General features: G+C 69.0%; 16 protein-coding genes. 12 read left to right on the top strand and 4 right to left on the bottom strand.

Annotated features, from left to right (window positions below; all coding sequences use genetic code 11):
• The first annotated feature begins 6 nt into the window (after positions 1-6).
• The 8 genes from sctS to GO999_RS18290 all read left to right on the top strand — a co-directional run bounded on the left by sctS (position 7) and on the right by GO999_RS18290 (position 4754).
• Positions 7-267: a type III secretion system export apparatus subunit SctS gene (gene sctS / locus GO999_RS18325; RefSeq protein ID WP_003263753.1), complete on the top strand. Its 261-nt coding sequence runs from the start codon at positions 7-9 to the stop codon at positions 265-267.
• A 9-nt stretch (positions 268-276) separates the two neighbouring features.
• Entirely contained in the window at positions 277-1269 is a 993-nt protein-coding gene (locus GO999_RS18320) for a hypothetical protein (protein WP_019719516.1), read from the top strand.
• A gap of 5 nt (positions 1270-1274) precedes the next feature.
• Entirely contained in the window at positions 1275-2246 is a 972-nt protein-coding gene (gene hrpD5 / locus GO999_RS18315) for an HrpD5 family protein (protein ID WP_023470397.1), read from the top strand.
• A gap of 33 nt (positions 2247-2279) precedes the next feature.
• Positions 2280-2525 carry a hypothetical protein gene (locus GO999_RS18310; protein ID WP_028854329.1) on the top strand — a complete coding sequence of 82 codons (246 nt, stop codon included), beginning with the start codon at positions 2280-2282 and terminating at the stop codon, positions 2523-2525.
• Between the two features lie 124 nt (positions 2526-2649).
• A complete protein-coding gene (locus GO999_RS18305) occupies positions 2650-2898 on the top strand; it encodes a hypothetical protein (RefSeq protein ID WP_011004153.1) in 249 nt (82 codons plus the stop codon).
• Positions 2899-3087: 189 nt separating this feature from the next.
• Positions 3088-3315, top strand: a complete 228-nt coding sequence (locus GO999_RS18300; protein WP_028854328.1) for a hypothetical protein — start codon at positions 3088-3090, stop codon at positions 3313-3315.
• Positions 3316-3355: 40 nt separating this feature from the next.
• The gene (locus tag GO999_RS18295; protein WP_011004151.1) at positions 3356-3811 is read left to right on the top strand and encodes a CesT family type III secretion system chaperone; all 456 of its coding nucleotides are present in this window, start codon (positions 3356-3358) and stop codon (positions 3809-3811) included.
• Between the two features lie 202 nt (positions 3812-4013).
• Positions 4014-4754 carry a response regulator transcription factor gene (locus tag GO999_RS18290; RefSeq protein WP_019719514.1) on the top strand — a complete coding sequence of 247 codons (741 nt, stop codon included), beginning with the start codon at positions 4014-4016 and terminating at the stop codon, positions 4752-4754.
• 125 nt (positions 4755-4879) lie between these two features.
• Here the strand turns inward: GO999_RS18290 and GO999_RS18285 are convergent, their stop codons facing one another.
• The 3 genes from GO999_RS18285 to GO999_RS18275 form a co-directional block, all read right to left on the bottom strand.
• Positions 4880-5404: a response regulator transcription factor gene (locus tag GO999_RS18285; protein WP_011004149.1), complete on the bottom strand. Its 525-nt coding sequence runs from the start codon at positions 5402-5404 to the stop codon at positions 4880-4882.
• Between the two features lie 186 nt (positions 5405-5590).
• Positions 5591-6541, bottom strand: coding sequence for a DUF4880 domain-containing protein (locus GO999_RS18280; protein ID WP_019719513.1), 951 nt, complete (start codon positions 6539-6541; stop codon positions 5591-5593).
• A complete protein-coding gene (locus tag GO999_RS18275; protein WP_011004147.1) occupies positions 6538-7047 on the bottom strand; it encodes a sigma-70 family RNA polymerase sigma factor in 510 nt (169 codons plus the stop codon). The genes GO999_RS18280 and GO999_RS18275 overlap by 4 nt, the downstream gene beginning before the upstream one ends.
• A gap of 320 nt (positions 7048-7367) precedes the next feature.
• Here GO999_RS18275 and GO999_RS18270 point away from each other — a divergent pair, with 320 nt between their 5' ends.
• The 4 genes from GO999_RS18270 to GO999_RS18255 all read left to right on the top strand — a co-directional run bounded on the left by GO999_RS18270 (position 7368) and on the right by GO999_RS18255 (position 20265).
• Positions 7368-7745: a type III secretion system chaperone family protein gene (locus GO999_RS18270; RefSeq protein ID WP_011004146.1), complete on the top strand. Its 378-nt coding sequence runs from the start codon at positions 7368-7370 to the stop codon at positions 7743-7745.
• Between the two features lie 162 nt (positions 7746-7907).
• Entirely contained in the window at positions 7908-11906 is a 3999-nt protein-coding gene (locus GO999_RS18265; RefSeq protein WP_211907083.1) for a hypothetical protein, read from the top strand.
• 319 nt (positions 11907-12225) lie between these two features.
• Complete coding sequence (locus tag GO999_RS18260; RefSeq protein ID WP_211907082.1) at positions 12226-15795, top strand: hypothetical protein; 3570 nt, start codon at positions 12226-12228, stop codon at positions 15793-15795.
• A 342-nt stretch (positions 15796-16137) separates the two neighbouring features.
• Positions 16138-20265 (top strand): type III effector protein, encoded by a 4128-nt coding sequence (locus GO999_RS18255; protein ID WP_408004894.1) that lies wholly within the window; start codon positions 16138-16140, stop codon positions 20263-20265.
• Between the two features lie 64 nt (positions 20266-20329).
• Here GO999_RS18255 and GO999_RS18250 read toward each other — a convergent pair whose 3' ends face one another.
• Positions 20330-21196 (bottom strand): SDR family oxidoreductase, encoded by an 867-nt coding sequence (locus tag GO999_RS18250; RefSeq protein ID WP_020830106.1) that lies wholly within the window; start codon positions 21194-21196, stop codon positions 20330-20332.
• Positions 21197-21252: the final 56 nt, after the last annotated feature.

The raw sequence follows: 21252 nt of genomic DNA, 5'->3' as shown, positions 1-21252 counted from the left end.
CACGCCATGGACTACGACAACATCACCCGCCTGACCTCGACCGCACTGCTGCTGTGCCTGCTGGTTTCGCTGCCGGCGGTGGGCGTGGCGGCCATCGCCGGCCTGCTGATCTCGTTCCTGCAGGCCATCACGTCGCTGCAGGACAGCAGCATCTCGCACGGCCTGAAGCTGATCATCGTATCGCTGGTGATCGTGGTGGCCGCGCCGTGGGGGGCCGCGGCCATCCTGCAGTTCGCCAACTCGATCATGCAGACACTCTTCACTTAGGGGCCAGCCATGACGCGCATCACGGGTCCATCCTCCGCCATCTACACGCTACCGGACCCGGCCACCACGCCGGCGCAGCCGGCCGCGGCCACGCCGAACACGCACCGCAGGCGGCCACGGCAGCTGCACGAGCGGGAGATCGAGCACGAACACGAGCAGGAACACGAGCTCCAGTACCAGGAGCAGCTGACCGGCCGCCGCAAGCAGCTGGCCAAGCTGGCCAAGCGCATCCGCCGGCCGGGCCTCAAGCGGCGCAACGCAGCGAACGCTGCGGACGAGCCGACCACCGACAGCGACTTCGAAGAGTTGCTGATGATCATGGAGGAGCACGCGCGCCTGAGCAAGCCCCTCCTGGTCGGCCCCAGCAAGCAGGGCAACCCGCACGATGGCCAGCAAGGCCGGCGCGGCAACAACCCGCAAAGCGATCTGGCCGGCCGGCACGCCATGCTGCGCCGCTATCTGCTGGAAGCCGAAGCCGCCGAGGCCGAGGAAAAGGCGTCCGCGCAAGCCTCGTCGGCGCCAGGCAAGGAGGCCGGCAACGCCGCGCCGGTCCTGCCGGCGCAACGCAAGGAACTGGCCGCGCAGCTGACCGGCACGGCGGAGATCCCCACCTACAAGATGCTGCTGGCCGAGCTGTGCGCGCTGCTCTACGCGGTGCGGGCCGGGCATTCCATGCCGCTGCGGCTGGCGCTCAATCTGTCGCGCGCCTTCATCAAGGCGTCGCCGCTGGCCGGCGCGCCGGAGACGCTGCACGCGGTCAAGAAGGATCTCGTGGCCAGCGTCCCGCCCGCCGAACACAAGGCCAGGAGCGAGCGTGAAGAGGCCTTCCACCTGCTGCTGCCCTTGATGCTGCTCAGCGCAAGCCTGCCCCGCACCTCGACGATGAAGTCCGAGGGCTACGCGCGCAGCGGTGCGCTCGCCCGCCGCTGGGAAGCCGAAGTGTGGTCGCACCAGGCCGGCGTGGCCGGCATGACCGTCCGTCCCATCAACGTCTCCGCCTGATTCTCATGAACAAGCACATTCGCGTTTTAACCGGCCGGCACGCAGGCGCAAGCCTCGACCTGCTCCCCGGCGACTGGACCGTCGACAGCGCGGACACTGCGGCCGTGCGCATCTCCGACTGGACCGACGCGCCGCTGCAGCTCCAGGTCGGCATCGAAACGGGCGTCCTGCACGTCGACGACGAAGCCGCCGCGCCCTGGCCCGACCTGGAGCCGCGCCGCTTCGGCGAGATCGTGCTCTGCGTCGGGCCGGCCGGCGAGCCGTGGCCGTCCGATCTCGAGCTGCTGCAGCGCCTGCTGGCGCCGCCGCCGCCCGTGGTCGTGCCCGCCGCCGATACCGTGGCGGCCGATGCGCCACCCACGGCGCCGCCCGCCCACCGGCCGCGTGCCCATGCCGGCTGGATGGGCGTCGCGGCCGTCGCGCTGCTCACGCCATGCGCGCTGCTGCTGGCCTCCACGCGCGAAGCCCAGCACGCGCCGCAGGCCCCGGCCGTCGCGCCGATTCCGCTGATCGAGCGCGTGCGCACCGCGCTGAGCCAGCACAACATCGACGGGCTGAACATCGAGCAGCGCGATGGCGAGATCACGGTGCACGGCATGGCCCCCACCGCGATGGAATCGCTGAGCGTGCAGCGCGATCTGCGCAACGTCTCGCCCAGGGTGCGCGTCGACATGCCGGCCGCGCCCGAGGTGGTCGAGAACCTGCGCGAATCGATGCAGGAGCCCGGACTGAGCATCAGCTATCTGGGCGACAACCGCTTCTCGGTCTCGGGTGCCGCGCAGCAGCCGGACCGCGTGCGCGCCGTCGTCGACCGCGTGCGCGGCGACCTCGGCGTCAACGTCAAGGACATCGCGCTCAACGTCCGGCGGGCCAACCAGGACGGCAAGCTCGATGCCAACTCCGTGCTCTCAGTCGATGAGCTGCACTACGTCGAAAGCCCCGACGGCACCAAGCGTTTCCTGGCCGCGCAGCACTGACGCGGCCCCTCCCTTTCCATCAGGAGCATCACCATGTTCGACCGATTCACGCCCGACATCATCGAGACCTTCAACGGCGTCCAGGCCTTCTCCAAGCAGGACGGCGCCAAGGACTTCGACCCGATGCGCAAGGCGGTTGCCGCCCTGCGCGAGACGTCCATGGAATTCGAGCAGCGCGCCTTCCGCGCGGCGAATACGGGCGACCGCGAGCAGCTTCGTACGCTTGCACAAGGTTTCGGGGCAGCGGCCGATGTGTGCAACGGACTTATCCCATCATAAAACCACGGCGAACACACACAGCAGCACGTTCGCTGAGCCGAATCGACGACGCCCCCCTCCCGGGAAGTTGTTGAAAAACCGGTCTCGCGAGAGGCCACCTCACTTACCATCAAAGGAAACTATCATGGCAGGCGTTCCGAAACCCAACACGACGAACACGACGAGCACGACTTCGACGTTCCAGTCTTTCGCCAACGGCGTCGACGACGCTGCATCCCGCACGGGCTTCCAGGCGCAATACCAAGCCATCACCGCCCAAGGCCAGCAAGACATGCTGGACGCGGCCAAGATGCAGAACGCCCTGAACCGCACCCAGATGCTCGCCAAGCTGATGGAAGCCGGCCCCAAGGCTGCCAAGGACCTGATCAGCTAATGATCGGTTCCACAACGGCGTGCATCGCGCGCGCCGTGAACGTTCGGGAACGGGGCCGCGCCGTTCCCGGACGGCTCAACGCAGTCTGAAGTCCCCACGCGCGGCAGTCCCTCGCTGTTCCGCACGCTGCGCTGTCCAGGCTCGCAGCACCAGGCGGCCCCTCCTCATCCGATCCCGAAGACCGACGCCATGACGATCCGCGGCTCTCTCCGTTTCCCCCAGTATCCGGCAGACCCGAGCGCCATCGCCGATGCAACCGGGCGCACCGGCTTCCAGGTCCAGATGCAGGCGATCACGCACGCGGGCGCGGACGACATGCTGTTCGCCGCCGAGCTGCAGAACGAAGACAACCGCACCAATGTGCTTGCCAAACTGATGGAAACCGGCCCCAAGGCCGCCAAGGATCTGCTCAGCTGATGCCGGCCGAACCGCGCCAACACCCCGCTTCCGCCGCCCCATGAGCCTTGAGCAACGCGATGCACTGGTCCGCGACATGTGCGCCCATCTGGGAATCCCGGATGCGGAGGCCATCCTGTCCGCCGGCCGGCTCACCGTGGAAGGCTTCGACGTCATCATCGACGCCGTCGAGGACGACCCCGCGGCGTTCTACCTGAACTTCGACTACGGCATCGTCACCGGCGGCCGCACCCTGCGCGTCTTCCGGCTGATGCTGGAAGCCAACCTCACCATCTACGCGCAGGACCACGCCCAGCTCGGCCTGGACGGCGATACGGGCGGGATCATCCTGATCGTCCGCGTCGCCTACGCGCCCGACCTGAACGGCGAGCAACTGGCCGAATTGCTGGGCCATTATGCAGAACACGGACGCTACTGGCGGGACAACATACTGCAGACCACCGACGACATGTTCGAAAGTCTGTCAAACGGCACTTACCTATGGATTCGCGCATGATGGCGCGTTCTAAATAACCAGAAGGCATGATCAAACTGCCCTTAATCGGTGCGATAAAAACATTCAATCAAAATTACGCGAGAATTCACTCTTTGTAGGGATGTTTATGGAAATGGTGAAGGTTATGCTGATCCCAACGTTTTCGTAATCGCCATCCGTCGTATCCGTGCATCTGATGGCACAGCATGAAACGGGGAACGCCATGAAATTCGCCGTATTGACCTCCAATCCATCCAGCTTCGCTTATGTGGCCGCATGCCTGGCCGTGCAGAACGTGGAATGTGTCCGGTTCGACGATGCCCTGACGCTGTTGCGTGCACGGCGTACCGAGGCATTCAGTCTGCTGATGATCGATGCCCAGCAGTTCCGCAGCGCGGGACAGCTGGTGCTGTCCTGGCGCGAGTGCAACGCCGACATGTGCTGGCCGACGCTGGTGTTCGGCCAGTTCGCAGACCGTGAAGACATGGCGCAGGCCTTTGAGGCCGGCGTCGACGATCTGCTCACCGGCCACTTCACCGCCGAGGAGCTGCGTGCCCGCGTACAACGCGTGCTGCGGCGCTCCGAGCAGCCGCGCCAGAACGCCGGCATGCACGTGGTAGTCGGCCCATACCGGCTCTGCCGCCTGACCCGCACGGCCACGGTGAACGAAGCGCCGATCCGCCTGACCGCGCGCGAGTTCGCCACGGCCTGGCTGCTGTTCTCGTCACCGGGCACCTTCCTGTCGCGCCAGCAGATCGCTTCGGCGGTGTGGGGCGCGGATGCCAGCATCGTCGAGCGCTCGATCGAGCAGCACATCTACAAGCTGCGCAAGAAGCTGCACTTCGGTCAGGAAAACGGCGTCGAGCTCAAGACGGTCTACGCGCGCGGCTACCAGCTCGCGGTTCATGAACCTGTTCACGAACCGATCGGATTGCCGTCGGGCGCCGCCGCCCTGGCCGCTTAAAAAGCGGTCAATTAAGCAAACGATTGCATATTCAAGCGGTTGCATATTCCCCAACAAAAAAAATCGCCCAAAACGGGCGATTTTTTTATTGGCGAGAAAATCCCGCGATTTAAGCTGATGTTTACTTAATTGATTCCGCGTATACGCACTTCAGTCACACTTTGTTGATATATCGCCGCCAATTCCGTCCGATTGCGTGCGTCAAGGCGCATCAGAATCTGACGCACGTGCGATTTGACGGTTTCAACGCTGATATGCAGTGTCTGCGCGATCTCCACATTGGATTTGCCATGTGCCGCCTCGCGCAGGATGTCGTGCTGGCGCGGCGTCAGGGCGGACAGGCGCGCGCCGCCATCGGGCCTGGGCTCGGGACCGTGCCGCCTGGCATCGAGGATACGGCCCAGCATGGCGTAGGTCTGCTCGAGCGTCAGCGGCTGCAGCTGCCCCGAGGGCAACTCACCCACCGCCTCGGCCAACTGCTCCAGATCGACCAGGATCACGCCGGTCGATGCGGTCAGGGCGCCCCACAGGACGGAGGTCGCTGCCGTGCCGGCCTGGGGGCGCCAGCGGGGCGATGTGTCGGACAGCGTATGGAGATACTGGTTTTCGGCTGCTTGTCGCAGCACGTTGTTCTGAACCCGGGCGTTCATGTCGTCCTTCGCTCTACTTTCTCGTTGCAACTGGATACATTCGGGGCGCTGCATGGCGGCCTGGCGGCACGCTGCGCGCCCTTCTTACTCTCTCTGTGCAATGAGTTCGAAAAACAGGAACCGGTTCAGCAAAAAAATTTTCGGTGCGCTCCGGACGCCCGGGCGAGACGGTCCGGACCGGCGCTGTCAGAGCCGGCTGATGCGCACCCACAGGCCGGCGATATACCGCACGTCGAGGGGCAGCGTATCCACCAGCATCTGCAAGGCCCGGCGCGGATCCAGCGGGAAACGCCCCGTGACATGCATGCTGGCCGCACTCGGCTGCACCTCGATCATGCCGGCATGATAGGGGCGCAGCGCGTCGATCACGTCCGCCAGCGGCCGGTGCTCGACCTCCACCATGCCCTGCGTCCATGCGGCCACGCTGCGGGCCGAGCGGCGCAGCGGCTCGATTCCCGCCGGGCCGAAGCGGTGCACCCCGCCGCTGTGGACCACCGTGACGGCGCCCTCGGGCGCCGACAAGGCCGCGCTCCCATCCAGCACCGCGACGATCATCCGCCCCTGCGCATCCAGCGAAGCGCACAGCATCCCGCGCGCGCATTCGGCGGTGCCGACCGGCGACGTGACCCGCAGGCGCTCCCAGGCGCCGGCCATCGCCAGCACGCTGCCGCGCCGCAGCCGGACGTCGTAGCCGTGCACGACCGGCACCACATCCACGGCGCTGCGGGCATTGAGCCGCAGTTCGTGGCCGCCGGCGAGCCTGAAGTCGCGGCGCTCGGAGGTCGCGGTCCGCATGTCCGCCGCCAGGTCCGACAGCGGCATATGCAGATCGACCAAAGCCGCCACGCCGGCGCCGAGCCCGCCGACGAGCAGCGCCCGCCGGGCGTGCTGCATCGGCGAAGAAGGCGGGGTGTCCAGCAGGCGCCGGGCAGCCTGCCGGTGCGGCATCGGCACGCTCGGCAGCGCAACCGCGCCCAGCCCGCCTTCCAGCCGCCGCACCGCCTCGGCATGGGCCGGATTGGCTTCACGCCACGCTGCGAAGCGCTGGCGGTCTGCCTCCGAGGCCATGCCCGAACGCAGCAGGACCAGCCACTGGATGGCCTGCTCGGCGATCCGGTCGTTCAGCGGCTGCTTCACGACACGCCTGCCAGGTAGCACAGGCGCATCGCCTGGGTCATGTACTTCTGCACCATGCGCACCGAAACGTTCAGCCGCCCAGCGATCTCGGGGTAGGTCAGGCCGTCGAGCTGGCTGTACAGGAATGCCGTGCGCGCCTTGACGGGCAGGCCATCAAGCAGCCGGTCGATGGTGGCCAGGGCCTCCAGCACCAGCGCCCGCTCCTCGGGCGACGGCAGCGTGGCTTCGGGCTGCGCCGCGGCCCACGCCTGGTAGGCCAGCTCCAGGTCGCGCCGGCGCCAGATGTCGTACAGCAGCCGCTGCGCGATGGTGGTCAGCAGCGCGCGCGGCTCGCGGGTGCCCTGCCAGTCCGGCATCTGCAGCAGCTGCGCGAACGCCTCCGATGCGAGGTCTTCCGCCCCGAAACGGCAGCCCGTCTTACGCCCCATGCGGCCGGCCAGCCAGGCGTAATGTTGTCGAAACCAGTCGGAAGCCACTTCGGTGGCAGGCAGGCAGGCTTGTTGCACGGTACCCCTCCGCGAGAATCAGCACTCGTCGTCTCTCGGGCAATCTCCGCTACGAACACCAGGGCTTCCCGAGAGAAAACGCGCCGGCAAGTCAGATTGTAACAATGCGTGAACCTCATCTGAACCATTCTGAACGGGGGGAAGCATTCAAGAGGCTTTCATGGGCCGGTTTTTTTCGTCCCGCGCACGGGACATTCGGTAGAAATACGACATTCCCGGGCCAACGCTGGCATCTTCCAGGCACTGTCATACGGCTGTCGCACTGGTTGCGCGGCCCGCTCGCTACTCCTCCTTCCTGCATGTCCGCGCAACGCTTTCCGATGCCCTCCGCCGAAACCGGCCACCCCACTCCGCTCGAAGACGACGAGCCGCTTGACGGACAGGCCTTGCGCATCGGCAGCTATCGCATCTGGTTCGCCTATGACAGCTATAACGAGCCGGATGCGCTGGCGGTCTACCTCGAGCTCGGCATCCCCGGCATGGTGGACGTGGTGCGCGCACTGAACCTGCTGCTCGGCCTCTGCCTGGAGGTCGACGGGGCCGCGCGGGGCCAGGTCGTGCGGCACCCGCAATCGGGCCAGCTGATCTACCGGTTCCACTATGCGATGGACGAAGAGCACGACGTCGGCGACCTGATCGAGGCCATCTCGCTGCTCACGGTCGAGCTGGACGACGGCACCGAGTGGGAGGCGCATTGACGGATCAGTAGTTTCCCGAGGTGGACGGGGGCGTTTCGTCCAAAGCGTTCGCGGTTCGGGGGCGCTAGGTTTGGGCACGGTTCGGCAAACCAGTATCGATCCAGTGCCCCGACAACAGACCGATTCCGGCACGATCGATCGAACGCCCCCGTCCGCCCCCAAATGACGAACCCGTTCCGTGTCTCCCCCTGCGCGCCCCCCGCACAATCCCCCTCACCTTCGGCCGCCGCCGCCCCAGGCGACCCGCCCCCCGCCCCGGCCGGCAAGGCGCCGCGCAAGCGCGGCACGCTGAGCCTGCCGGCGCGCCTGCTGCCGAAGGCCAGTGAAACCGAGGTGTCCACCCTCATTGGCGCCAGCAAGCATTCCGGCAGGCCGGTGAACACCGTGGCCGACTACAGCCCACCGGCCCGCACGGTGAGCGCCCCCCCGGACCTGCCCACCACGGCCGATCGCGACCGGGCCAGCCGTTCGCTCGCGCGCACTGCCGGGCTCGTGCAGCGCGCCCAGCGTGGCCTGCAGAAGCTTCAGGGCACCCGCCACGCCCGCGCGCCGAAGCCGGACGCATCGTCCACGCGCCTGCCCGTCACCGTGCCCGATTCGGCGCCGCGCTATCGGCAACTGCTGGCGCAGGGCTTTGCCGCGACGCAGGATGCCGGCGCCGTCGGCCGCCTGGCGGATCGCCTGAGGGCACTCGCGCCACCGCTGGCCGAAGAAGCGGGCGAGCGCACCCGCTACGCCCGCCCGATGCTGCTCGCCAAGGTCCTGGAGCACACCTGCGGCCAGGACGCGGCGGCGGCGCTGCGCGTGCTGGACCGGCTGACCGGCGGCATGCGGCTCGGCGCCCCCACCTTTGCCGCGCCCGACGGCAGCCCCGATGCCCACGAGCCCGCGTTGATACGGCAAGCGTCCGCCGCTTCCGACGCGTTCTTCGACGCACTCAGCGACTTCCACGACGCCGCGCCGGCGGCGGAGACCGGCGCGGCATGGCGCACGGCCCAGCTGCTGGCCCGCTACCACGCCGGCTTTGATGCGCTATGCAGCCTGATGCAGATCCCGGATGTTCCGGAACAGCGGCAGGCGGCGCACGCCTTCCTGCAGGCCGCGGATGCCCTGCAGCATGGCTCCGTCAAGCCGGCCGGCTCGCCGCAGGCGCTGCTGGACAAGCACCCCATCGGCTGCGGCACCCCCGAGGAAAGCCTCGCGATCAAGACGCTGCACGGCGCCGCGGCGGTGCTGCGCGGCGAGGCGCCCACGCCCGAGCAGGCCGGCGCGCTGTTCGCCTGGCGCCAGGGCTTCCGCGAAGAGGGGCCCGGCACGGCCCTCGACAAGACCAAGGCGCGCATCGGCAGATTCGTCCGCCGCGTCATCCCCCGGGTCGAGAAGCACGGCTGGCGCACCATGCTGTGGCAGATGATCGGGAAGAAGGCGTCGCCGCTGTCGTCGGCCAGGCTGGGCCTGCAGGCCGCGCACCGCAAGAACCTCGCCGGCGAGTACAAGGACTATGTGGATGCGCTGCGCAGCGCCGCCACCACGCTGGCCGCCCGGTATGCGCAAGACGAGGCAGCCCCGCTCGACCCGCCCGGGGCGCTGCCCTGGCGCTCGCCGCAGGAGATGTGGTCCAGCGCCGTCCTCAAGCACTGGGCCAGCGCGCTTGCCCAAGCGTCGCCGCAGGACTGCGTGCTCACGGACGACATCCTCGCCGCGATCGGCCGGCAGCTCCGCGACACCGTCACGCGCGCCTTCGATGCGCTGGCCGCCGGTATCGCGCAGGCCACCGAGCACGACGACGGATTGCGCGAGCACCTGCGCGCCAGCCTGGCCACCCTGACCCGGCTGAGCCAGGGCGCAGGGCTCCCGCCCGCCCGCGATTCGCCGATCCACCCGCCGCCCGGGCTCATCGGGCTGGCGCCCAGCGGGGCGCTGCTGCGCAGCTGGAGCCCCGCCGCGCCCGCGGGCCCACTCGAAAAAGCGCTGAAGTCGGCAGAGCGCATCGAGCAGCAGGACGACCTGCAACTGCGCGAGAAGACCATCGAGGCCGCCCGCGAGCTCATCGAATCGCTGCTGACCACCATCGATGCGGGCGGCAAACTGCGCCTGGCCAGCGGCTCGGCGCTCGGCGTCAACACGGGCACGCTGTCCACCGGCCTGCAGAACGCGGGGCATGCCCTGGCGATTCCGCTGTCGGTCCAGGCGGATTTCCACGCGAGCCGCAAGCGCCAGGCGGTGGTCGAATTCGGGCGGGGCGCGCATGGCCGCGACCTGTTCATCGGTACGGACAAGACCGTGCATGCCGCGGCCGGCTGCGGCGGCGCCATCGGCTACGACATCCAGGTGCTCGCCAACCGCATCCGCGCATCGCTGGGGATGTCGGTGGTGCCCATCGACGTGGAACGGGGCAAGCGCGTGGGTGTCATGTTCCGTGCCGTCCGGCAATTGGATCGGGCGCAGCAGACGGTCGGCGGCTACCACGACTGGGAGGCCGTCAAGTACGACGACACCGCCACCCGGCAGGCGCTGATCAGCCTGTCCAACTGGCTGTTCGAGCAGGCCACCGAGCACCGGCAGCGGCCGCTCGAGCGCGAAGCGATCTGGAACGCGCTGGCCCTGCACTGCGGCACCGGCAACACCATCTCGGTGGGCTGGGTCGACCAGCGCAAACGCCGCCTGCGCCACAAGCTGCGCCTGAGCGGCGGCGTCCAGGCGCGCATCAGCAGCAAGGGCGCACCGATCCGCGTCGGCCCGAGCGCGCGCCTGACCGCCGAGGCCACCTCGCGCGACGCCACCGCGACACGCGAGACGGCCGGCATCATGCGGGTCGAGCAGTCCGTCCAGGGCCACGGCGGCCACCTGACCCTGCGCGCCGGCCTGACCTACTCCGCGGGCAAGATGTTCTACACCTCGGCCGCGCCGGATGCCGCCACCGGCTCCGACGCGACCGGCGGGCGCCACCGCATCACGCAAGGGTTCAACGGGGGCACGCCGCTGTCCTGGTCCAAGCAGTTCGCCGAGCTCGGGCACACGGTGGAGGTGAGGACGATCCACCTCAACGGCCGGCTTGCCGATCGCGTCAGCTACTCCGACAAGCGTTACAAGAGCGGCACGGAGTTCCTTGCGCTCATCCGCACCCGGCAGCGGGTCTGGATCGACATGCTCTCGCGCAAGCCCGGCATGACGCGCGAGGCGGCCGAGCAGGAGTTCAAGGTCTTCTGCGACATGGTCGAAAGGCACAGCGGGCCGAACGTCAGCTACCTCTACCGCGAGCGCCTGAAGCCCGCCATCGCCCGCGAGATCGAAGGGCAATTGGACCTGGCCGACATGCACCGCGCGCTCGACATCGATGCGCTGGCCGGCCTGCCCGCTGACTCGGAGCGCGCCTCCACCGAGGAGGGGACATCACCGCCGCAGCCGGCGTCGCCCGCGAAGCCGAGCCTGCCCGGAAAGCACGCGGCCCCCGCCCCGGCGCCGGACATCATGAGGGGCGAAGCCGAAGCCAGCGGGCCACCCAGTGTGGCCGGCAGCCCGCCGCCCGCCGCGGCCGAGTCCGTCCCCTTGCTGACGCGGCCGGCGATGCGCAAGACCTCGCGCCTGCCGGACAAAGCCCGCTACCTCCTCGACAAATACACGGCGAAAGTCCAGACAGCCCAGGCCGCGGGCCTGAACGACACGCAGCTCCACACCCTGCTGACAGGCAATGCGATGACCAAGGGCCGGTCGATCCGCGCCGTGCAGCGCGAAGTCGCCAAGCGCATCAGCGAGGGGACCTGGAGCCCGAACAGCCGCGCGCGGACAGCCGTGCCGGCCGGCTATGCCACGCTGCCCGGATCGCCGCTCGAAGCTGCCGCCGCTGTCGCTGTCGCTGCCGTAGCGCATGCGCCAGGCAGCCCGCCCTCGGCGTCGCACCTCGCGCGAGCGCAGTCGACCGGGCTGACCCGGCGCGAGTCCGAGGCCGCGGCACTGGCCGAAGCCGAGACCCATGCGCAGGCCTGCGAGATGGCGGCCGATGCCGTGCTGTTCGATGAGGCATCGTGGCTGCCGGAGCGGCTGGCGATCGTCGAGAACATCAGCCGCCGGGAAAACAAGGGCCTGTCCACCACGCTGCAGCTGTACGGCACCAGCGAGGCCTCCGGCCAGCGGGATCTGCACAACCTGAAGTTCGGGTAGACCGCGGCGGGCAGCGGCACGGTGCGTGCCCCTGCCCGCCGAATGCCCTGCGGCCGGAAACATTCAGCCGACGCTTCGGCTCCGGCCTCATCACTTCGGACTCGCTTCCGACCCTACTTATGCGCGTCACATTGGGCCAGCACCATCGGAACCTCGGTTCCCGCTGCAGATCATGCCCAATCTCCCCCGCGTTTGGCGCGTCGCCCCCGCCCCGCAGAGCACCCCGCCCAGTCCCGAGCCCATGGGCGGTGGGGGAACAGCGGCGCTTGTTGGCCGAGCCCCACGCCAGCGCGGTCCCCTGAGCGGGCTCAAGGCGCGCGTGCTGCCCAAGTCGAGCGAGACGGAGTTCTCCACCATGTTCGGTGGGCGCAAATACGCAGGCAAGCCGGTCAACGCGCTGAAGGCCTACACCCCGCCCGCCTTGTCCGAGGCCTCCGCGCTCCAGCCCGCCACGGCCCGCGAGCAGGCGCGCGCGGCCCGTTCGCAGGCCGCCACCGCGGCCCTGGTGCAGCGGACCCAGCAGGGGCTGCAACGGATGCGCGGCACCGACAACTCGCACGCGGCGGCGAGCGCTGAACCGGGCGCGCGCCAACCCGTGACGGTTCCGGAGTCGGCTCGGCAGTATCGTCAATTGCTCGCCCAGCAGTTTGCCTCCACCCGCGACACCGGCGCGGTGGCGCGCCTGTCTGCCCGGCTGGAAGCACTGGCGCCGCCGGCGGACGCCGGCGGCGAGCACCTCCGGTACGCCCGGCCCACGCTGGTGGCCGAAGCCCTGGCCCACACCTGCGGCCACGACGCGGCGGCGGCGCTGCGCGTGCTCGCCAGCCTGGAAAACGAAGCGCGGCTCGACACCGCGGCGTTCGGCACGCCGGATGCTCCGGCGCGCTCGTCGGTCTCGTCCGCAACCTTCCACGACGCCATCAGCGAGCAGGAGGCCCCCAACGAGCCGGACGGCCCGCCACCGCAGTCCCCGTCGGCCCGCTCGTCCGCCTCGTCCGAGGCCTTCTTCGATGCGATGAGCGTGCTGGAGGAACCGGGCGAGCCGGAGGATGCCGGCGCGGCATGGCGCACGGCGCAGCTGCTGTCGCGCTACCACGCGGGCTTCGAGGCCCTGTGCGACCTGATGCGCCTGCCGCAGACCCCGGCGCACCGGCACGCGGCGCACGCCTTCCTGCAGGCCGCGGATGCCCTGCAGCGCGGTGCGGCATCGCCGCGGGCGCTGCTCCAGCGCTGCCCGCCCGGCAGCGGCGCGCCGGACGACAGCCTGGCGATCAAGACGCTGCACGCGGCGGCGGCGCAACTGCGTGGCGAGGCGCTCTCGCCCGAGCAGACCGGCGCCCTCTTCGCCTGGCGCCAAGGTTTCCGCGCAGAAGGCCCGGGCTCCGACCTCGCCAAGGTCAAGGCGCGCACGGCCAAGTTCGTCAACCGCACCATCCGCCGGGTCGAGAACCATGGCTGGCGCAGCACGCTGTGGCAGGTGGTCGGAAAAAAAAAGTCGCCCCTGTCCGCGGCCCGGCTCGGCATGCAGGCCGCGCACCGCGTCAGCCTGGACAAGGAATACACCGCCTACGCGGCATCGCTGCGCACGGCGCTCGGGATGCTGGGCGCGCGCTACCGCGAGGCGCTGGCCCTGTCGCCGGCCCACGCCGACCTGCCCTGGAAGCAGGCCGAACAGATGTGGCAGGGCGCCATCCTGCAGCACTGGGCATCGCTGCCGGCCGACGCGCCGCTGAGCGCCTACGTGCTGACGCATGACACCCTCCGGACGATCGGGGAGCAGCTCCGGCACACTGTGCTGCGCGTGCGGGAAGAACTCACCATCAGCCTGGCGCACTCCGCGGAAGCCGGCGATACGCCGGACCCCGGCATGCTCGACAAGCTCAAAACGCTGGTCGAACTCAGCAGGCAGGCCAACCTGAATCTCGGCGCAAGCAACCTGCCCGTCGCGCCGCCCCCGCAGTTCATCGACGCGTATCCGAGCGGCGCGGTGCTGCGCAAATGGAGCGAACAGGTCGATGCGGGGGCCGCATCGGGGCCGCTGCGCAAAGCGCTGGACACCGCCGAGCGCATCGAGCAGCAGGACGACCTCAAGCTGCAGGAAGCGGCCATCGACGCCGCCCGCGGCGTGATCGAATCGCTGATCACCACCATCGAGGGTGGCGGCAAGCTGCGGCTGGCCAGCGGCACCTCGTTGGGGGTCAACACCGGCACGATCTCCACCGGCCTGCAGAATGCGCGCCAGGCGCTGGCGGTTCCCGTGGCGATCCAGGCGGATTTCCATGCAAGCCACAAGCGCCAGGCAGTGGTCGAGATCGCGCGGGGCTCGCACGGGCGCGACCTGTTCGTCGGCACCGACAAGACCGTGCTTGCCGCCGCCGGGTTCGGCGCGTCCGTCGGCTACGACTTCAAGGTCCTGCAGAACCGCATCCGCGCCATGGTGGGGGCCTCGGTCGTGCCGATCGACGTGGAAAAGGGCGAGCGGGTCGGCGTCATGTACCGGGCGGTGCGCCAGGTCACGCAGGCCGCCGGCCCCCATGCCGACTGGGACGCCGTCAAGTACGACGACGCCGCCACCCGCGAGGCCATGATCGCGCTGTCGAACTGGCTGTTCCAGCAGGCGACCGAACACCAGGAGCGGCCGCCGGGTGCCGACGCGGTCTGGAACGCGCTGGCGCAGCACTGCAGCGGCGCCGGCGCCGACGCCATCTCCGTAGGCTGGGTGGACCAGCGCAAGCACCGCCTGCGCCACAAGCTGCGCGTGGGCGGTGGCGTCAACGTGCGCGTCACGGCGCCGGCCGCGCCGGTGCGCGTCGGCGTGGGCGTGCGCCTGACCGGCGAGATCACCTCGCGCGACACCACGGCCATGCGCGAAACCACCGGCATCATGCGGGCGGAACAGTACAGCCAGGGCCACGGCGGCCACATGACCGTCCGGGCCGGCGTGAACTACGCCGTCGGCAAGCGTTTCTATACCTCGCCCGCGCAAGACGCGGCCGCCGCCGGCCCGACCGCCTCCGTGCCCTCGGGCGGGCGCCGCAGCATTACCCAGGGCTTCAACGGCGGCACGCCCTTGACCTACACCAAGCAGTTCGCCGAGCACAGCCATACCGCCAAGCTCAAGACGGTCCACCTCGACGGCCGGCTGGCCGACCGCGTCTGCTATTTCGACAAGGAATACAAGAGCGCCAAGGAATACCTCGCGCTGATCCGCAGTGCGCAGGACACGTGGATCGACATGCTGTCGCGCAAGCCCGGCGGCACGGTGGAAAAGGCGCGCAAGGAGTTCGAGGACTACTGCGCGACGGTCGAACAGCACACCGGACCGCACATCCGCTACCTCCTGCGCGAACGCCTGCGTCCCGCCGCGGCGCGCGAGGTCGAGGGCCACCTCGATCTGGCGAACCTGCATCGCGCAACCGCCACCGGCACGCCCTCCGGCCAAGCCGACGCACCGGCCATGCCGGAGGCCGGCGCCATGGCAACGCCCCCGGCCCGCAAGACATCGCACATGCCCAGGCCGCTGCGGAACCTGTCCGACAAGGTCACCGGACGCAGCCAGCAGGCCGAGGCCCGGCGCATGGACATCGACGCGATCCGGGCGCGGCTCGCGAGCGGTCAGCCCGAGCCGGGCCGGATGATCCGGGCGCTGCAGCGCGAAGCCGAGCACCGGCAGGCCACCGCCCGCCCGCCCGCCGAAGCCGACGCGCAAGCGTGCGAAGCCAAGGCCGATGCCGTGCTGTTCGCCGAAGCCTCATGGCTGCCGGAAAAGCTGGCGATCGTCGAGAACGTCTCGAAGCGCGAATCCAGGGGCGTGTCGCTTACCGTGCAGATGCAGAGCACCACCGAGGCGAGCGGACAACGGGAATTGAATAGTCTCAAATTCGGTTAGTTCCCGCGAACGGGCACTCCGCCTTCGCTTTTGGATGCGGCGCTTCGTCGCAGCTGACGTGCACGCGCTAGCGAAGTCTAGGCTTCCGAGATAAGCCGACGCCATCGAATGAATAGAGCGTACGGCAGCCCAACCCGGAGACTCCCAATGCGCCCCCGCTCTTTTCCCAGGTTTTTCTCCAGTACCACCACCTCCACGTCGCGTACCACGGCACCGCACACAGAAGCCACGCCGGAGCCGGCGGCACAGCCGCCCGCCTTGCCCAGGGCCCGGAAGACCTCGAACCTGCCGGGCCCATTGCGCGGCCTGCTCGACAGCCGTACGGCGAAATACGAAAAAACCATGGCCAAGCTGTCGGACGATACCGAGTTGCAGCAGGCGCTGCTGGGCCAGCGGCCCGGCATGAATGGCCGCATGACCCGGGCGGTCCACCAGGAAGCGAAGAGGCGCATGGATAGCGGGCAGTGGAATCCGCCGCCCGCGGCAACGCAGGCCGCCCGCGCGCCGACCTCGGCCCCCCTCCCGGAGGCCCCGAAAACCTCGCACCTGCCGGGCCCATTGCGCAACCTGCTCGACCACCACACCGCGAAATACGAAAAAGCCTCGACCCGGTTCGCGGACGATGCCAGGCTGCAGCAGGTACTGCTGGGCCAGGCGCCCGGCATCAACCACCGCATGACCCGGGCGGCCTACCAGGAAGCGAAAAAGCGCGCGGATCACGGGGAGTGGAATCCGCCGCCCGCCGCCGCCCCCCACCCCGACGGCACCGAGACCACCGCAGCGCATGCCGACCACGCACAGACATCGGCCCCGGCCCCCACGCAAATGTTGGCACTGGACAACAAGCCGGCACAGGACACCAACCGCCCGCCCAGCCGCTCAAGCAGCATGCGAAGCAGCACGGTCCATCCCGAGCCGCACACCGAAGCCCCGCACGCGGCGCCCGCCGGGCCCGTGATCGATCCCGACACCGGCGCTCTGAACAAGGCGAACCTGCGCAAGCTGGTGAACGATCTGACCCGCGCGCTGCCGGCGGTGCCCCAAAAGGGCTCCCAGACCAGGAAACTGAGCCAGGCGCTGAAAGACCAGCTCGACGCCATCGCGACGATTGCGGCCGACGGCTCGCGCAAACCGCCGCACGAAGCCGGCCTCGCCGTCCGCGATGCCTTCGCCAAGGCGGCACAGGCCGCGAGCCAGCTCTCCCGCAACGTCGGCGGCGGCGATCTGGCCGACGTGTACCAAGGGATCGCCGCCCTGCTCAATGAGTTCAAGCGCACGCACCTGAGCGCCAGCGCGCACGACGTCATGAGCCACTACGCGAACAAGGAAGCCGCCAACCTGGAGCGCAAGGCGCCCGGCATCGGCCAGGGCAAGGGCGGCTCCAACATCGTGACGAGCACGACGGGCGGCCTGACCTACTCCCTGCTGCCGAAGGTCGGCTACACGGGCCCCGACATCTCCGTCGGCGCCGGCGGCGGCAAGGGCCGGATCTATTTCGCCGACGACGACGGCGATATCGACCACTGGCCCTCCGGCCAGGCGTACCTCCGCGCCTCCCTGGGCGGCGAACTCGGCAAGTGGGCCGCCAGGCTGACCGGCCGGCTGGACCTGCTGGCCGGCGACACCTGGTTCGAGCACAACGACCTGGGCGAAATGGTCAAGCTGGTCGCCAACCGTGACGCCAACCGCTCGTGGATGCGATCGGCCGGCCCCAACGCGCGCAAGGTCAGGCAGGCACTGGAGACGCTGGTCAACACCCTCTCCACGGCGGTCGGCCGCAACTACACGGAGTCGGCGGGCAAGCCGCTGTACCTGAACGACGCCAAGATCGCCAAGGGTTTCAACACGTTCAAGATGACGCTGCTGGCCGCGGCGATCGACGAAAAACTCGAAAAAATGGGCAGCGCCAACCGTTTCGGCAACCTGGTGAGCAAGGCCTACCCCTCGACGGTCGAGGTACTGACCCAGCGCCTCCACTCGGGCGGCGAGCAACCGTTGCCGCTGCCGCCCCGGCATGACGTGCCCGACTCGGTCGGCTATGCCGACGGCGCGCTGTACTACCGCCAGGCAACGGCCAGCGTGGACGCCAGCATCGGCAACCAGACGCACGGCGGCACCAACCTGGAGGCCGGCGGCATCTTCGGGCTCAACCTGCGCGGCAACGTGGCCCAGTACTTCATGGAATTCGGCGACGCGCCCCACGCGCAGCTCGACCCGGGCCACCAGAAGGACTACCGGTCGGTCTTCAAGCAGCACCAGCTGCTCGACGACGCCTGCGGCAACGGAACGCCTCCGGCCCAGCTGTATCTGTATGACAAGATGCGCCGTGCGCTGGGGCAGATCGACATGGGCACACCGGCGTTTCCTTTCGCGAAAACGGAGCAGCATCTCTATGGCGACAACACCTGCGTCCCGGCCCAGTTCCGCAATGCCATCGCGCACGCCAGCCGCGAACAGCTCCTGCATGTCAATGAACAGCTGGAGCAGCTCAAGCAAACCTACCTGGAATTTGTCGCGAGCGCCTCGGCCGTGCTCTCGAAGACAGACAAGTTCATGCCCGCCGGGGCGGGTAAAACGCTGAGCGACTCGCGTGAAGCCGCCTTCAACCTGATCAACCGCGGCATCTGGCAAGGGCGCTACCCGCGCAAGGACGCGCTGGCGCACCCGGAAGCCTTCATCGCGAAAAGCCACGCGGCGCTCAGCCTGGCGCTCGGCTGCGCCGGCACGCATATGTCCGTGATCAAGCAGCAGATGGCGCAGCGCCACGCGCAGGACCCGCATCCTCAGCCTGCCCCGAACGCGGGCAATGAAGGCGCTCATCCCGTGGATGACAACCAAGCCGCCATCAGGGAGGCCGATTCGACGTACAAGACCGTGCGCGAAATGATGGACAAGACCTACCTGCCGCTCAAGAACTACGACGTCCGGACCAAGAGCCCGCTGAAAGAGGCGGGGCTGTGGCAGCGCTGGGATACCGCCCTGCGGGCCCAGGCCTCCGGTGGCGCGCAGGCCGGCCTGTTCAACACCATCATGAGCCGGCTGCGCACCAAGTCGACCCAGGTGCCGCTGGGCGACCTGACCGGCACCATCTCGGTCTCCGACAGCGCCGGCCAGGTCTCGCTGTCCGCCGAAGCGCGCCTGCTGTACGCGGACCACCAGCTCAACCCCAGCCGCACCGGCAAGTTCTGGCAGCTCACCTTCACCGCCCAGGGCGGCGCGCCCATCACCGGCGCGCTGATCAACCTGGCGGTCAAGACCGCCATCGAGAAGTTCATGCCCAACATGCGGCTCGAAGACGAGAAGTTCGACCCGCACGAAATCATCCGCCAGGCCCAGGGCCTGCTGTTCGACATCACCGACGGCACCAGCATCGTCGTCAAGCTGCGGCAGGCGCCCGACGTAGAGCACGCCGCGATGCAGCTGCAATACGTGCGCGTGCTGCGCAACAAGAGCAGCGGGCCGAACGTGTCACTGTCGATCCCGACGCCCGTCGGCGCCTTCACGCCGTCGATCTCGCACAATGACAGCGGCCAGAGCCTCGCGGGCGAAATCGTCGGAACGGACAAGAGCTACCTGATCATGCAGCACCCGGCCTTCTCCAAGGTCGTGGATCCGTTCTTCGCCAGGATCGCGGCGGACCCCAGCAACGCCAACGCCATCGCCGGGGAACTGCGGCAGGCCCTGGACGCCGACCCCGCGCTGCGCAATCGCTATCTCGCCAGCCCGACCATGATGGCGGACGTGGTCAAGGAGCACTTCGATGCCATGGCGGAACTGGCCGCGGCGGCCGCGGAAAACCGCCCGCCCCGCATCCTGAACGAATTCCTGCGCTATTACGCCACCGAACCGTTCGCCCGCGCGGCCAACGTCTCCGCCCAGGTTGCCAGCCACGCGCCCGGCTCCACCACCAACGGCGGGGATCCGTTCAAGATCGCCCGATCGCCGCTCGACGAGCGTGTGTCCGCCGACACCGTGAACGACCTGCAAGGCAAGCGTGAGCACCTGCAGGGACTGAAGACGATCGAGGCCCGCGCGGATTACCTGTGCGGCGCGGAAGGCCGACCACTGCTGGAAGCCTTCACCAAGATCGTCGGCAACATGCGCGCGATCAACTCCGCTGCCTTCTTCCACAGCAACCCGCAGAACATCGGCTTCCGGTCGATGCTGCGCGACCCGCGTGCCCTGGCGCGCGAAAACAAGCGCATCGACGCCGCCCTGAACGGCAAGCCGGAGTCGACCGGCGTGTTGAACCGCGTGCGTGCCCGCCTGCAGCCGGACAGAATCAACCTCAAGGAGGCCAGCGTGACCGAACTGCGCGCCCTGGTCGAGCCGAATCCGCAACCAGGCCAGGCAACGGGACGCCGGCAGAATCGGCAGATCGCGGAGGCGGCCCAACGGGAACTGGCGCGCCGCGAGCAGCGGCTGGGGGCTGCCCTGCCGCCCAGCGGCGGCGGCGCCCCGGAAGCCTGACCCGCCCCGGCAGGCCGTCCCGCGACCGTGCGGACCGGCCATGCAGCGGTGTGGCCGCGCCCGTCTAGGCATCCGCCACGGCCGGGCGCAGGCTGTCGGCCAGCAGCGTCCGCAGCGCGCGCGGCTCGCGTCCGGCCAGGCGCGCCACATCGCCCGTGACGACATCGAACGCGCCGGCGACGAAGCTCTTCTCGATGTCGATCACGGCGTCGACGAAGCCGCCGGGAAGGCCCGCCTGCGCCAGCCCCTGGCGCAGCGGCGCCTCATCGGACACGGCGAAGCGCAGCGGCTTGCCCGACAGTTCGGCCACCAGGGCCGCCCGCTGCGCACCGCTCAGCGCCACCGGCCCGGTCGCGTTGTAGATGGCGCCGGCATGCCCTTCGCCGAGCAGGATCCCCGCCGCCGCGGCCGCCACGTCGTCCCGAGAAACGAAGGCGACGCGGTTTTCGCCCAGCCCCGGCAGGATCCCCGAGCCGAGGAACATCGGCGCTTGCTGGGCAAACGACTCGGCGTAGTAATTCATGCGCAGGATCGTCCATCGCGGCGCCGTCTTCACCAGGTGCTGCTCGCCCACCCAGTAGGCCGCGCCGAGCGCCGGCTCGGCCAGCTCGCGCGTGCCCGCCGTCGACACCATCACAATGTGCTTCACGCCCGCCCGGACCGCCGCGTCGATCGCCGCCGTGAACTGCCGGCCGCGCACGCCCGGGCCCAGATCGGCGCTCGGGATCAGCAGCAGGCGATCGAGGCCGCGGTAGGCCTGCAGGAGCGTCTCGGCGCGGTCGTAGTCGCCGAGCCGCCCTTGCGCGGGCGCCGGAACGCGCTCCGGCGTGCGCGAGATTCCGACCACGCGATGGCCGGCTCCGCGCGCCGCCAGTTCCGCCAGGACTGCCTTGCCGAGCTGCCCGCTCGCACCGCTGACACCGATTTCCATTCCGATATCCTTTTGATCGTTACGAACAAAATGTTCGCGACAACTATGACCGGGAT

This window comes from Ralstonia nicotianae (assembly GCF_018243235.1).
Taxonomy (GTDB): Bacteria; Pseudomonadota; Gammaproteobacteria; order Burkholderiales; family Burkholderiaceae; genus Ralstonia; species Ralstonia nicotianae.
Note: the sequence above shows the minus strand (reverse complement) of the source record. Positions and strands in the feature narration are given on the sequence as shown.

Coding starts and splice junctions, on each gene's coding strand:
- GO999_RS18305 (WP_011004153.1), top strand. CDS start 2,650: ATGGCAGGCGTTCCGAAACCCAACACGACGAACACGACGAGCACGACT.
- GO999_RS18295 (WP_011004151.1), top strand. CDS start 3,356: ATGAGCCTTGAGCAACGCGATGCACTGGTCCGCGACATGTGCGCCCAT.
- GO999_RS18310 (WP_028854329.1), top strand. CDS start 2,280: ATGTTCGACCGATTCACGCCCGACATCATCGAGACCTTCAACGGCGTC.
- GO999_RS18250 (WP_020830106.1), bottom strand. CDS start 21,196: ATGGAAATCGGTGTCAGCGGTGCGAGCGGGCAGCTCGGCAAGGCAGTC.
- GO999_RS18320 (WP_019719516.1), top strand. CDS start 277: ATGACGCGCATCACGGGTCCATCCTCCGCCATCTACACGCTACCGGAC.
- GO999_RS18255 (WP_408004894.1), top strand. CDS start 16,138: ATGGCCAAGCTGTCGGACGATACCGAGTTGCAGCAGGCGCTGCTGGGC.
- GO999_RS18300 (WP_028854328.1), top strand. CDS start 3,088: ATGACGATCCGCGGCTCTCTCCGTTTCCCCCAGTATCCGGCAGACCCG.
- GO999_RS18285 (WP_011004149.1), bottom strand. CDS start 5,404: ATGAACGCCCGGGTTCAGAACAACGTGCTGCGACAAGCAGCCGAAAAC.
- GO999_RS18265 (WP_211907083.1), top strand. CDS start 7,908: ATGACGAACCCGTTCCGTGTCTCCCCCTGCGCGCCCCCCGCACAATCC.
- hrpD5 (WP_023470397.1), top strand. CDS start 1,275: ATGAACAAGCACATTCGCGTTTTAACCGGCCGGCACGCAGGCGCAAGC.
- sctS (WP_003263753.1), top strand. CDS start 7: ATGGACTACGACAACATCACCCGCCTGACCTCGACCGCACTGCTGCTG.
- GO999_RS18270 (WP_011004146.1), top strand. CDS start 7,368: ATGCCCTCCGCCGAAACCGGCCACCCCACTCCGCTCGAAGACGACGAG.
- GO999_RS18290 (WP_019719514.1), top strand. CDS start 4,014: ATGAAATTCGCCGTATTGACCTCCAATCCATCCAGCTTCGCTTATGTG.